At 66.5% G+C, this 12,536-nt stretch carries 15 protein-coding genes; 8 read left to right on the top strand and 7 right to left on the bottom strand.

The features are described 5' to 3' along the window. Positions 1–217: 217 nt before the first annotated feature. The 3 genes from KY469_17785 (at position 218) to KY469_17795 (ending at position 4,148) form a co-directional block, all read left to right on the top strand. On the top strand, positions 218–892 hold the full coding sequence (locus KY469_17785) for a glycerol-3-phosphate acyltransferase (protein MBW3664949.1): 675 nt from the start codon (positions 218–220) through the stop codon (positions 890–892). 1,051 nt (positions 893–1,943) lie between these two features. Further along, complete coding sequence (locus KY469_17790; GenBank protein MBW3664950.1) at positions 1,944–2,666, top strand: alpha/beta fold hydrolase; 723 nt, start codon at positions 1,944–1,946, stop codon at positions 2,664–2,666. 963 nt (positions 2,667–3,629) lie between these two features. Next, positions 3,630–4,148, top strand: coding sequence for a hypothetical protein (locus tag KY469_17795; protein MBW3664951.1), 519 nt, complete (start codon positions 3,630–3,632; stop codon positions 4,146–4,148). A 240-nt stretch (positions 4,149–4,388) separates the two neighbouring features. On the opposite strand, the gene KY469_17800 is transcribed toward KY469_17795, so the two are convergent. The 3 genes from KY469_17800 to KY469_17810 form a co-directional block, all read right to left on the bottom strand. Next, complete coding sequence (locus KY469_17800) at positions 4,389–4,751, bottom strand: hypothetical protein (protein MBW3664952.1); 363 nt, start codon at positions 4,749–4,751, stop codon at positions 4,389–4,391. Between the two features lie 415 nt (positions 4,752–5,166). Then, on the bottom strand, positions 5,167–5,541 hold the full coding sequence (locus KY469_17805; protein MBW3664953.1) for a hypothetical protein: 375 nt from the start codon (positions 5,539–5,541) through the stop codon (positions 5,167–5,169). Beyond that, complete coding sequence (locus KY469_17810; protein MBW3664954.1) at positions 5,538–6,299, bottom strand: DUF2071 domain-containing protein; 762 nt, start codon at positions 6,297–6,299, stop codon at positions 5,538–5,540. The genes KY469_17805 and KY469_17810 overlap by 4 nt, the downstream gene beginning before the upstream one ends. Positions 6,300–6,381: 82 nt before the next feature. On the opposite strand from KY469_17810, the gene KY469_17815 reads away from it, so the two are divergent. The 4 genes from KY469_17815 (at position 6,382) to KY469_17830 (ending at position 9,513) form a co-directional block, all read left to right on the top strand. Continuing rightward, positions 6,382–7,023, top strand: a complete 642-nt coding sequence (locus tag KY469_17815) for a TetR/AcrR family transcriptional regulator (protein MBW3664955.1) — start codon at positions 6,382–6,384, stop codon at positions 7,021–7,023. A gap of 99 nt (positions 7,024–7,122) precedes the next feature. Beyond that, positions 7,123–7,389 (top strand): hypothetical protein, encoded by a 267-nt coding sequence (locus KY469_17820; protein MBW3664956.1) that lies wholly within the window; start codon positions 7,123–7,125, stop codon positions 7,387–7,389. A 319-nt stretch (positions 7,390–7,708) separates the two neighbouring features. After that, positions 7,709–8,461 (top strand): methyltransferase domain-containing protein, encoded by a 753-nt coding sequence (locus KY469_17825; protein MBW3664957.1) that lies wholly within the window; start codon positions 7,709–7,711, stop codon positions 8,459–8,461. Positions 8,462–9,078: 617 nt separating this feature from the next. Then, on the top strand, positions 9,079–9,513 hold the full coding sequence (locus KY469_17830; protein MBW3664958.1) for a hypothetical protein: 435 nt from the start codon (positions 9,079–9,081) through the stop codon (positions 9,511–9,513). A 169-nt stretch (positions 9,514–9,682) separates the two neighbouring features. Here the strand turns inward: KY469_17830 and KY469_17835 are convergent, their stop codons facing one another. Continuing rightward, positions 9,683–10,084 carry an SRPBCC family protein gene (locus KY469_17835; GenBank protein MBW3664959.1) on the bottom strand — a complete coding sequence of 134 codons (402 nt, stop codon included), beginning with the start codon at positions 10,082–10,084 and terminating at the stop codon, positions 9,683–9,685. A gap of 411 nt (positions 10,085–10,495) precedes the next feature. Here KY469_17835 and KY469_17840 point away from each other — a divergent pair, with 411 nt between their 5' ends. Beyond that, positions 10,496–11,053, top strand: coding sequence for a dihydrofolate reductase family protein (locus tag KY469_17840; GenBank protein ID MBW3664960.1), 558 nt, complete (start codon positions 10,496–10,498; stop codon positions 11,051–11,053). A gap of 330 nt (positions 11,054–11,383) precedes the next feature. Here the strand turns inward: KY469_17840 and KY469_17845 are convergent, their stop codons facing one another. The 3 genes from KY469_17845 to KY469_17855 are packed head-to-tail and all read right to left on the bottom strand — an operon-like array spanning position 11,384 to position 12,526. After that, the gene (locus tag KY469_17845) at positions 11,384–11,953 is read right to left on the bottom strand and encodes a zeta toxin family protein (GenBank protein MBW3664961.1); all 570 of its coding nucleotides are present in this window, start codon (positions 11,951–11,953) and stop codon (positions 11,384–11,386) included. Further along, complete coding sequence (locus tag KY469_17850) at positions 11,950–12,327, bottom strand: ParD-like family protein (protein ID MBW3664962.1); 378 nt, start codon at positions 12,325–12,327, stop codon at positions 11,950–11,952. Before KY469_17850 ends, KY469_17845 begins: the two co-directional genes overlap by 4 nt. 55 nt (positions 12,328–12,382) lie before the next feature. Next, positions 12,383–12,526: a hypothetical protein gene (locus tag KY469_17855; protein ID MBW3664963.1), complete on the bottom strand. Its 144-nt coding sequence runs from the start codon at positions 12,524–12,526 to the stop codon at positions 12,383–12,385. Positions 12,527–12,536 lie beyond the last annotated feature (10 nt).

Below are 12,536 nucleotides of genomic sequence, written 5' to 3' on the forward strand. Positions count from 1 at the left end.
CTTCGGTGGCGGAGCGGCAACCAGGTTGTCTGTTTGTCGGCGTAAGTGGTTGACGAGCGGTCGATCGGGGCCGGCACGATGTTCGCTGTGAGGCGGCCACCGGCGGTCTCTGGTGCGCCCACGCCGAGACCGCCGGGGCGCCCAGCACCGTTCATCCTCCCCCCTTGGCTTCCTTGTTCCTTCCTTGCGCTGGGCGATCCGGTGATAGAGCCAGGCCGTGGTGTGGCTGATCGTGCTCGCTGGCTACCTGTCGGGCTCGGTGCCCTACGGGCACATCCTCGCCCGCCGGCGGGGGATCGACATCCAGGGCGAGGGCAGCGGCAACATCGGCGCGACCAACGTGCTGCGCACCGGGAACAAGCGCGCGGCGGCAATGACGCTGGTCCTGGACGCGGCCACCGGCCAGCAGCGCCACGTCCTGCCCGCCCAAGAGGCCCTGTCGGTCGGCAACTTCCGCTTCAGTCCCGACGGCGCACGGGTGGCGATCGCAACCGGATCGACCGTCCGCGTCTACGAACTGCCCTCCGAACAGCTGGTAGCAGAGCTGCCGCACCGAGGTGCCACACGCGACGTCGCGTTCAGCGACGACGGGCGCATGCTCATCACCGCATCCGAATCCGGATCCGGTATCTGGGACCTTGCCACCCAACGTCAACTCGCCCGGTTTCCCGGCGCAGGCTCGTTCTCCGTCGCGTTCACCCCCGACGGACAGCGGATAGCCGTCGGCGGCACCGACGGTGCGATCCGCCTGTACCCCTGCGACGTCTGCCATCCCATCCAACGCATGCTCGAACTCGCCCGCGACCGCATCACACGACAACTCACACCAGCCGAACGTGCCCGCTTCCTACACGAACAAGCCCCCACCGACAGCGGACACGACCAGACTTGAACTACCACTGTGTAGTTATCCAACAACACCCTTCTAATTGCCGGCGCCCAGAACCAACGGGATTGTGCGGCCTCGTCACAGAATGAGCGGCCGAGCGCCGGTATCACCCGCATGGTCATGCGCATATGGCGCTTCGTCGCTACAGCGTCGGATACCGGACGGGAGCCGCCGCTCTTCGATGCCGCCCGAGGTCAGGATCGGGTGTGCGTTATCGATCGGTTCACCGGGGGCCATGACGCGCGCGACAACCACGGCTATCGCTGCTCAACTTCCACGACGTAGAGATCGTGGTCCGACAAGTTCGTGCTCTTGGCGAAGGTGGGAACGTTCCAGCAATCTCGGATCTCCCACGAGGCGGGAACGGCGATGTGATCGATGCTTCGCCCGGTGCCGCGCTGATGCGGAAGGCAGGTAGTCGGGACCTGCAGAACCAATGAGTCGGCCAGTTCGATGATGGCGTTGCGGCCTCTTCGGCTTCCGATGACGCGACTGTCCAGTGAGTGGTTCCAGTCTCCACCCCAGAGAAGGCTCCCTGCGGGTGCGCAGGTGCGGAGCGACCGGATCGCCGCCGACACGCGGTCGTCGTGGGACGCGCCGTTCCGCGGATCCTGGGCGCCAGACGCGAGCCAGCGAAGAACCGAACTCCAGATCGTCAGCCCATCAGCGTTCCGACGGCCGCAGTCCCCGGTCCGGCTCGGGGGGTCTCGCATCGCGCGTGAAGACAGCAGCCAACGCTGACGTAGACTCATGCGGCCAGTCGTCGCGGCGCCGCAACTCCTGGAGTGAGAACAGGGTTCTTACCTGGTGAGGAGCAAGACGTCGCAGTCCTGCTCGACCACGAGACGGCGATGGCGAGCATCCCACCGCGCATCGGTTCCAGGTCCCAATCCTCATCTGCCTCCCCACACCTGCACTGTCGCATCGGTGGACGAGACGCCCCTGGCCTGGCTGACGCCGTCCTGGGCCTGGTGGTACGGTCATTGGCACTTTCGACGAAGGTCGCCGCATGATCCGGGCCGGCCGCGGTGAGCCGGTCGTGCTCCTGCACGGCGTGCTGTCGAGCGAGCGGTGCTGGCGGCACGTGGTGGACCACCTCAGCCCCCATCGCGACACCGTGGCGCTGACGATGCTCGGGCACCGCGGTGGCACGCCGGTGACCCGCCGTCCGGTTGTCGAGGACGACCTGCTTGACGACGTCGAGCAGCACCTCGATGCACTCGGACTGGAGGCGGTCCACGTCGCAGGCAACTCGCTTGGCGGCTGGGTCGGGGTCGGGCTCGCGCGGCGAGGCCGCGCCCGCAGCCTCACACTGTTCTCTCCGGCCGGATGCTGGGGCCCGCAGGAACGAGCGTCCGCGGTGGCGCTGCTGGCGAGGATCGTTCAGGCGACCCGGAAGGGGCGCGACCTTCTCGACACGAATGTCAATGATCCGGACTTCCGCCGAATGGGGCTGTCCGCGAACGCGGTCCACGGCGACCGCGTGACCCCGGCCGAGTTCCTCGAGATCGCCGACGACGTGATTGGCTGCGAGATGGCAGACGACATGACCACGTTCGGCGAAGCCATGGGCTCGGCGCATAACCTGGACGTGCCGATCACGCTGGTGTGGTCGGCCCAGGATCGAATCTTCCCGATCGACGTACACCTGCCCATCGCGCGGTCACTGCTGCCCCAGGCCGACGTGATCGTGCTCGACGATGTCGGACACGTACCGATGTTCGACGACCCGGCACTGGTCGGTCGGATCATCCTGGAGCGCACCGCCGCTGGCTGACCGCCTGGACGGCGATGGGGTGCACCACAGAACGGTGCCGACGGTCATCACGGTGAGGACGGTGGATGCCGCAGGGAGCCCGAAAGGCTCGGGAGCGAGCGCGGGATGCAGTCCACGAGATTCCGTATCGAGGTCGTCCTCGGGGCCTCCGCCGTAGTCCGCCATGCGCGTCCGTCACAGCAGGTCTCACGCGCATATCCACGGTTCCCGTGCGGGTCGAGAGCAGTCATGATCGCGCACCGAGACGATCCGAGAAGACTACTCGTATCCGCCGATCGATCTGATCGGGTCGCTCGGAACGATCGGGTCACGCGATATAGCACGTCCATCCGCACGCTCGAGATCGTGGATGTGTGGGGCGCCCGTTGCTGCTACCTCGACAACGATGTGGTGGTCGCCGGGCCGACGGATGGGTGTCGAACGGTTCGGCACGTGCATCTCGATGCTGCGAGCCAGCCACGCCGCGGGCAAGTAGCCCCACCGGATGTGGCGTACACGGCCCGTCGGAGTCAGGTTCTCGCGGGGTCAGCCCATGCGGACGACAACATGTGGCTCTGCGGCCCGGACCGTCGTCCGGCAACTCCTACGTCCAATGCAGTGGGGGAGATCATGCCAGGAGAGTTATTCACAAAGCATGGTCCGGGCTCAAGCGCCAAGCCCAACGGCACGTCCTTGCCTAGGGTCCGGGACTGGGCGTTCGTCCCTCGGTGTGCTGGCGGGTCTCTGCGACCGTGGTGGCGGATGATCCGCGGCAGAATGGGGAAACTGCGGGATGGTGCTTCGCGGCAGAGGAGAACCGGGGTGGGATCTGTACGTGCGGCCGACAGCCCAAGGAGAGCATGGCTTGCAACCGGAGGTGGGGCGGCCGTCGGAGCAGGCGTCGCCGGAGTCTTGGGGTTGCTCTCGGTGATCCCTTGGCCGGAGCTGTTCAGTCTGGATGCCAATCCGGGGAACGCGGTTGTCATGGACCCGGGACTGCAGGTCGTCCTGGTCGGCCACTACATGATCCTCGTTGCGGGTGGCGCGCTCGGATTGGTCGCGGCGGTCATACTCGTCGTCGCGCTGCGAGGTTGGGCCACTGTACGGATCGGTGCCCTCATGCTCGCCGGAGGGTCGGCTGCCTTCACGTACGCAGCCGCGGTGCGAGCCATCGACCTGACCGTCAACGACGGCCGAGCGAGCGAAGATGTCGAGGTGGTGGTGTGGGGCGGCGGGGCTGTACTGCTGGTCGGGGTCGTGGCCCTGACCCTGGCGCTGCGACGACAGGGCGGGAAGGGTTTCCTGCTTCTTGGTCTCGGCGCTCCGCTCCTGGTCGCTGCTGGCATCGCCACATTCGTCCTGGTGGGCCCGGACTTCTATCCAGAGATCTGGGGCGTCACCTTCCCTCCGCCGACCGACTATCTCCTCGCGATCTGGTTCATCGGGCTCGGCCGAGTCATGCGTACCAAGTTGCAGCAACGACCCGGCCCCGCCGTCGTGTAGCTCCGTTGTGGGCCCCGCAGACGCGCGCGTAGGCGACCCGGCGCCCCGAGCGCCCACCGTGCTCGGAATCGTCAGCCGATGACCAGTCGGCCATGTGGCGCTGCCCTGACCTGAGCGGTGAAAGGATGCCGGAACCGAGCGTGCGGACGATGCCTGCTCAAGGGGCCGGACCCGCCAGGTTGACCAGCTCGTATCCCGCCGCTTCTCGTCGACCTCGATTGGGGTGCACCACGGGCGATATCAGCCGTCCTCTCGCTTGAAGGTTGCGATCACCTCGATCTGACCGACGATGTTGTCGTTGAGTTCCTCGAGGTCCTCGGCCGGGACCCATAACTCACGGTGCTCGCGGCCACCGACCTGCTGGGGCTCATAGCGTTCGATGAACTCCCGACGAACCTCGAACCGTGTGACGTACCCGACACCAGAGGCTTTCGCGTTCCAGTCGCGAACGATCTGGGTCGCGTACTGCTCGTTGAGGACGGGGTAGAAGATCGGCTGGCCGGGCAACCGCGGCGGCCAGCGCCGCCACCCCGAATCCGCCAGCAGTTCGAGTTCCTCGGGACCCGTGGGACGCCACAGCGTCACCGTCTCGGCATCCGGTATGCCTCCGGTTGAGGCGCACTCGGTACGGGACTCTTGCAGCCACTCTCGGATCTGCTCGTCCGGGTAGAGCATTGAGCCATCCGGTCCGTCAGTACTGTCGATGCCGACCAGGCGGTCCAGCGCTCGCTTGACCGGGGCCTCGTCGATGTCCCCGTCGTCGGCCAACCCCCATTGCGCTGCCCATCGGTCGGCATCGCTGCGGCTGAGACTGCCGTCAAGCACGGCAACGAAGCGCCGTTCGATCTCGGCGCGAGTCGGGGGCGGGAGTCGAGTCATGTCCGCCACTGTGCCTCAGCGCCGCAGCCCACGCGATATCCGCTGATGGACAGCGCCCTGCTGCGCGGAAATGACGCGTGATATCAGCAGGTGTTCGTTGTCCGCAGAACGGGAACCACGGGGCACCCCGCCACCTCCTTCACCGCAGCGGTACTCGCTCATCGCCGCGTCCGCCGTCCACCACGATGCGGTCTCCGAGAGGAGCGTCCAACGGGACGATGCGTTCATGCCACCAGGCGCAGGGTCCCGATTCGGGAACCGTCACGACCACGTGGGTGCGTGTCTCGCGGACCTCGACGGGGGCGTTCTCGCTGCAGCCGCTGAAGCTGATGGAGATGGCCGCATCTTGGCCTTCCACTCGCGCGGCGTCGAACGTCTCGTAGCCGGGGCCCCAGCCAGCGTCGTGCTGAGCAGTATCCCCGCTGCATCCTCCCACTCCAACGAGCACACCCAGCAGTAGAACGGCGCAGCCTGCAACATGACGTGCACCGCTCACGCGGGCCAGCAGGTTCACGCCGCCGCTCCGGTCGTCTCGAGGGTAGCTACCGCCTTGAGAGGACCGACTCGCACGGTCACCCCGGGCGAGAAGTGGACGAGTGGTGCACCGGCGGGGTCAGCAAGCCCGACGGCGCGAACCAAGCTCTGCTCCAGGGCTATCAGCTCGGCCCGGTGCAGCGGCCACGGCTGGTGTGCTGCCCAAGCCCGCAGCAGTGTCCCGCCCCGCAGGCTGTACAGGCAGAACCGCGCGGTGAGGAAGTCCTCGAGGTCGGTGATGTGCTGGGGTGGGATCGCGGGGCCAACGCGGACGGTCGCCTGCATCCGGGCGGGTTGATGCGGCCAGCGTCGGGCACCGCGGTAGCGGACCATCGGTCCGTCGACGTCGGTGTGCATGCGGGCACGCATGTAGGGCAGGCGGTGTGTCGCCCGTGCGGTGATCACCGCATCCGTGCGTGCCGCGTCCAGCGACAGAAACCACACGCCCGGTACCCCGTCAGGTCCTCGCACGTAGGTTCGGACGTTGGTCTCGGGGAAGCGGGCACCGACCGCGCCCGATCGGGTCCACACCGACAGCACGAACGGCACCAGTCCCACCCACGCCTGCCCCTCGTGCGTGTCCAGCTCCAGCTCCGGCGGCAGCAGGCGCTGGACCACCTCCGGGGGATACGGCCAGTGCAGGAAGGTCACCTCCCGCCACTCGTGCAGCATCACCGGTCGTGCCACCTCGACGTGAGGGGACCCGACCGGACGTCGGCTCGGCTGGTGGTGGGACATCGCAGCTTCCATGGGTTGAACGACCGTTCAAGGACAAGCATAGCTACACTTGAACGGACGTTCAAACCGGTGGAGAGAGCGCATGGCAGAGGAAACCCGGGCCAAGCTGGTGGAAGCCGCGCGGGCCACGCTGGCCCAGGACGGGATGGCGGCCACCTCGGCCCGGACCATCGGCACCCGTGCTGGCGTGAATCCCGCCCTGATCTACTACCACTTCGACAGCCTTACGAGCCTGCTCGCTGAGGTCTCGCGCACACTCACCGCCGAGCGTGCCGCCACCTACCGTCAACGGCTCGCACCCGTCGGCACGCTCACCGAACTGGCAGTCGTCGCTCGCGGTCTGCACCGAGAGGAACACGCCAGCGGCAACCTCGCCGTGCTCGCCCAGCTGCTCGCCGGTAGCCGCGCTCATCCCGAGCTCGCCACCATCCTGCATGACAATTTCGATCTGCTCGCATCAGAGGTCACCAGCACCCTCGAACGGATCCTGTCCGGAACCGCGCTGGACGGGCTTCTCGATACCCACCAGGTCGCGCGCGCCGTCTCCGCCGGCTTCATCGGCATCGAACTCCTCGACTCCGTCAGCGGCACTGACGACCCAGCACTGTTCGACACCCTCGACACCATCACCGTCCTGGTCGACCTCATCCTCAACGCCGGCACGATCTCCAATGGCCTCCTCCGACGACGGCTCAGTACCGTGAGCAACCTCAAGCCGAACTGACGCCGCTGTCAGTGCGTGGCCGCGCTCGAACAGCCATTCTGATTGGGGTGGTGGACCGTAGACTTCTACTCGACGTTGGAGCACGCGAGAGGGAGCCGAGTGCGGCAAGCAACCTCGCACACTGAGACGGCGCGGCACTTCTGGGTCTTCGATCGGCCCGTGTGGTCCGACGGGATGTTCTGGCAGGGACTCGTGCTCGGCTTGATCTTCGCGTTCTTCGAGACGTCGAGCATGGGATTCTCGGACCAGTCGCTCCTCGGGCAGGCTCTGGACCTGCTCGGCGCGGTTCTCGTGGGTATCGCAATCGTCGGTGTCGTCGGCGGGGCCGTGCGCTGGTTCCTTCGTGGCTATCGCAACGGCAGCTGACGGGGCTCTATCGGTGGCGTGCGTGAAAGTCGCCGGCGAGGTCGTGGCCGTGCACGCGTCTGACCCGAACTGGCGGGGAACCGCCGCTTCCGTACGCCGCCGACGCCGCCACGCGGCGGGCGTTATGCGCTGCACGGGTGACCTGGCCGACCCGATCACAACCACGGCTGCCGGTCGCGATATGGCGGCGCTTACCTGCAGCTCTCAAGCCGTCGGGGCGCCGGCGCGTCGGCATCACGGGGATGGGCGACACCAGCGAGTTCTGAGGCCGGCGACAGCGCACTATCGTCTGGCTCGTTCTCTCGCGCCAGGGATCAGCGTGGTTCACCAGGCTGCGGCATCGGGCTTCGACAGGGCAGCGCTCGCCTATGAGCGAGGTCGTCCTTCATATCCCGATTCGGCGATCCAATGGCTCGTTCAGCGGGCCAAGCTGACCGACGGCTCGGTGGTTGTAGATGTCGCAGCCGGCACCGGCAAGCTCACCCGGCTGTTGGTCGCTTCCGGTGCCCAGGTCATCGCCGTGGAGCCGGTCGAGGGCATGCGACATGTCCTGGCTGGTCTCGTCCCGTCCGCAGAGGTACTCGATGGCACAGCCGAGAACATTCCGCTAGCAGCTGGACACGCCGACGTCATCACCGTCGGTCAGGCGTTTCACTGGTTCGATGTGCCCGCTGCGCTGGCGGAGATTCACCGGGTGCTGCGACCTGGCGGATCACTTGCCCTGGTGTGGAACCGGCGACTGCTGAACGAACCGATCCACGAGGACGTTAGCGGGATCGTTGATCCCCATCGGGGTGCGACCCCCAGCCATCACAAGACGGAGACTTGGAGTGAACCGCTCCTGGCCAGCCCGCTGTTCGAAGCTGCCCACGAGCGAAGCTTCTCGAACGTCCAACGGCTCAACGAGGACGGACTCGTAGACCGCGTGATGTCAACGAGTTTCATCGCTGCGCTGGCGGACCAACAACGGCAAGGAGTCGAGCGGAGTGTCCGCGACCTGGCAACACGGCGGGGTGGATCCGTCGCTCTGCCGTACTCCACTGATGTGCAGCTGTTTCGACGGAGTCCCTAGCACCGAGTAGCGGAAGGCTGACCAGGTCCGGCGCCGTCGATACGGAAGCGTTCCCGTGCCGGGCTTTGCTGACCGAGCGGCCGCCTTGGGCCGGGGAAATCCCGTGTTCGCGCGTACGGCCTTGGCCTATTGACCTCCCGAGCCGTCGCCGTAACCGATGGGGGACGACCGGACCTCATGCCCCGAGCTCGACGATCTCAGCTGCGGCCAGTGTGGTGAAGGTCCGGGTAGCGTCGTTCGCCCCGCGCTTGCGGTGGCGCGCCGCCCCAGGCAGAACATGTCCGACGGATCGACCTCCTCGACGGCGCTACCGGTCACGCCGTCGAGCCAGCGTCGGACCGTTCGCGGGTGTGCTTCAAGGTTGATGTCCCAGCGTCGAGGCATGATGATCGCCACGAACGACCGAGAGTCCATCAGCGCCAGAGTTCGACATCGGCGACCCGCTTCCGGCCGCGTGAACGACGTCTGGACAACCCAGCGCTCGCCGACAACATGGTCCGGCGCAGCATCAGCCGACGCGAGATCGAGGCCGTGCTTGCAGACAATGAGGACGCTTACCGCGACCAGGCAACCGTCCGACATCGGAGAGTGTGGCCCCGCCAGGCAAGGAGGAAGCCATGCGCAACACCGCCCTAGAAACCCTCGACGTGCTCGTCGGTGAATGGTCGCTCACCTTGACCGACGCGTGGTTCCTCGAATCCAGAGATGTCCGTCAGAACGGCCACGCGGTCGTTCGTTGGATCGGTGACGCGTTCATCGAGCTCGAAGCTGAGATGCAAGGCGAGCACGTGTGGCACTTCGTGTTCGGCCGCAGCGACGCCCACGAGCAGCTCATCGCGCTGTACCACGACCCGCGACCCACATCGCGCGTCTTTCAGATGAGCTTCGGCAATGGCGAGTGGACCCTCCTCCGCGAGGATCCCGACTTCCACCAGCGTTTCGTCGCCACCGTCACGAACGGTCGGATCCACGGGCAGTGGGACGCTTCCGAGGATGCAGGCGCTACCTGGCGCAAGGACTTCGACCTGATCTTCGAGCGCATCGCTCGCTGACGTCCACTCACGAAGCGTTGCGGACGGGGCGTCGGCTGCCAGTTTCACTCAGAGTGTGGGCAACGGGCACGACCAGAGAACCACGGTGATGGGCCGGCACCCCTTCCTGAAGCGTGTTCCAGGTCGCATCGGCGTCGGGCAGCTGAAGATCATCCCATCGCGACACGCATTACGGTGCCTCGAGCCGGGACTTCCAGGCGGCAAGGTCGCGGGCCACGGCTTCGGCGTCGCGGTCGAACTCCTCGTCGGTCATCCCCGGGCGCTGGCGGAGGGTGAAGACAACCTCGCACCCGTCACCATCCCTTATGACCCGGAGCGGGTTGTGCACCGTCTCCCCGGACGGAAGGGTGACGTCGTGGTCGAGGACGCCGAATTCGTTGCGCGGCACGAACCAGAACCGGACGCGCCCCATCGGCGACTCCGTGGACCATTGCTCGCCGTCGTACTCGACCTCTGCGCCGGCGAGCCCGGCCGCCCACTGGGGCAGGTTGAACGGATCTGCGACGAAGTCATAGACATCGGTCGCAGGTCGGTCGATGTCGACGCTGATGTGCTGCGACCGTGATCCCATGGCGCCAACCTAGTGGCGCCGGACGTCGCCGATGACGGGGGCAGGCCGAGCCTGGGAACGGTGCGCATTAGGCGCTGCTCGGGCCACCTGGTCCACCCGACCCCAACCGCGGCGATGCACCTGCCGGCGTCAGGTCCCCTCGGCTGAGTCGTACAACTGGTCGTAGGCATCGCTCGCCGCGTCGCTCTGGTGGGGGCCCCCGCCTGCCGCCCAGATTCGGGTCTCACGGTCGACGGAGAAGTGGTCCACCCAGCGCCGTCTTCATCACTGAGGAGGATCAGCAGCGTGAAGGCGTTAGGCTCGACCCTGACGTGTCGCGCTCCCCCTCACCATCGACCTCGCGCAGCCCCGCCCACTACTGTCGGACAACAAGGTCGTCGAGATGCGTCGGCGGCGATGTAGGAGCGGCAATTGTCCAAGCTGATCTACGCGTCGAACGTGTCCCTCGACGGCTGTACCGAGGACGAACGCGGCGCCTTCGACTGGGCCACACCGGACGACGACGTGTTCGCGTTCATCACCGACCTCATGCGGTCGGCGAATACCTACCTCTACGGGCGGCGCATGTACGACACGATGGCCGTCTGGGAAACCGACGCCGCCCTGGCCGCGCAGTCGGAGCTCATGAGCGACTTCGCGAACGTCTGGCAGGCGGCGGACAAAGTCGTCTACTCCACGACCCTGGCCGCGGTGTCAACCGCCAACACCCGGCTCGAACGCTACTTCGACCCCGGCGCGGTGCACGACCTGAAAGCCGCGGCCAGAAGCGATCTCATCGTGGGAGGTCCGAACCTCGCGGCACAGGCTTTCAAGGCCGGGCTGGTTGACGAGTGCCACCTGTTCATCTGGCCCGTCGTCCTCGGTGGGGGCAAGCCAGCGCTGCCGACCGACACGCGCGCCGAACTCGCGCTCCTCGGCGAGCGCCGATTCAGCAACGGCGTCGTACACCTCCGCTACCGCCCTCTGTAGGGAGCCACGTCCGCTTCGACGGGAACGCTCAGGCTTCGACCCATTCGGAACTGACCGGTGGGCCCATGCGGTGAGCATCGGCAGAGCACAGACCGATCTCGTCAGCGGAGGCGTGCACGACGGAATGCACCAGCGGCACCGCCGCGTCCCAGATCGCCGGGTCGAGGGCGCCGATGCCGTTACCCGCGGATCTCGGCTGCCTCTTGCGGCGAGTAGATCCGCCTCGGGTCGATCGCGGTCACCGCGTGTACCTTCGGTAGGGTCGGCGTCGCCGGGGGTCGGCGGCTTGCGTACTCAGTAAGCGGCCCTCTCCAGCCGTGGGTGCTGCGGTTAGAGCTCCAGCAGTGGTTCCGGTGTCCAGTCCAGCCAGCGTGGTGGATAGTCGGGGACCCCGAAGCGGTACGACCCAACCTCGAACGGACCATTGTCGGGAGCGTTGTTCCAGAACACCGCCCGGTGACAGTGCGGCGTCGCCTCGGCGATCAGGGGCCAGAGCCGGTTGTAGCGGCTAGCGAGTTTCTCCTCTGGCACGTCGTGTCCGCCGGCGGCGACGCGCTTGGCGACGCGTGGCCTGGACAGACGAAGTGGAATCAGTACCGCGTGCAGAACGACGTCGTAGCCGGCCGCGACTGCCGTGGTGACAAGATCGACCTTCGATTCGTGGGAGAACACGGTCTCTGCACAGAAGTCGATGCGGGCGTCAATCAGCGCCTGGCGCGTACGGTCGGCGATCTCGGCTGCTTCGTGCGCCCGGGAGAGCTCTTCGCCCGGGAACCGTTCGCTGGCAATCCGATCTGCGTTGACGAACGGCAGTCCCGGCCGTGCTGGTCGGAGGACTCGTTCGTACAGAGTCGTCTTACCGGCTCCGTTCGGTCCCGCGATTACGTCGAGCCGGCTCACAGTGGACGGCGGCGGCCATCTGCTCCGATCTCGATGAGGTTCCCGTCCTCGTCAAGCGACACGGTCGAATGCCCCTCGTCGCGAGCCGCTGCCCCGAACGACTGGGCGGCAGCTAGCTCACTGATGCGCGCGTCGACCATCGCGTGGGCGGCGACACGTTCGTCGTCCGTAAGCGACGAGAACTGAGCTTGACCAGCCGCCACGGCCAGGACACGACGGTTGGCGACCGATCCCGACCGTTCGACCTGCATGCCGATTCGCGCCCAGTGGCTGATCTGCTCGGCGGTGGATCGGTTCTCCGCCAGCGCGACAGCCTTCGCGGTTGTGGCGACGTCATCTGCGACACGTGTGGGGGTTGACGACGTCTTGGCCATCTGTATTCCTGTCACAGACTGCTACAACTGTATCGATATGTTACATTCCCGTCTACTACTGCGCTCCCGGCGAACCACACTTCCCGATCAGCTCCTGCAGCGCATCGCGGACCACGTCGCGCAGCAGATCCTTCAGACCGTCGCCGCCGACGGTGTCGAGCACTTCACACAGCGGTGGTGCATCATCCTGGTGGGCCATCGTGTGGCCT

Source organism: Actinomycetota bacterium, from assembly GCA_019347575.1.
Lineage (GTDB): Bacteria > Actinomycetota > Nitriliruptoria > Nitriliruptorales > Nitriliruptoraceae > JAHWKY01.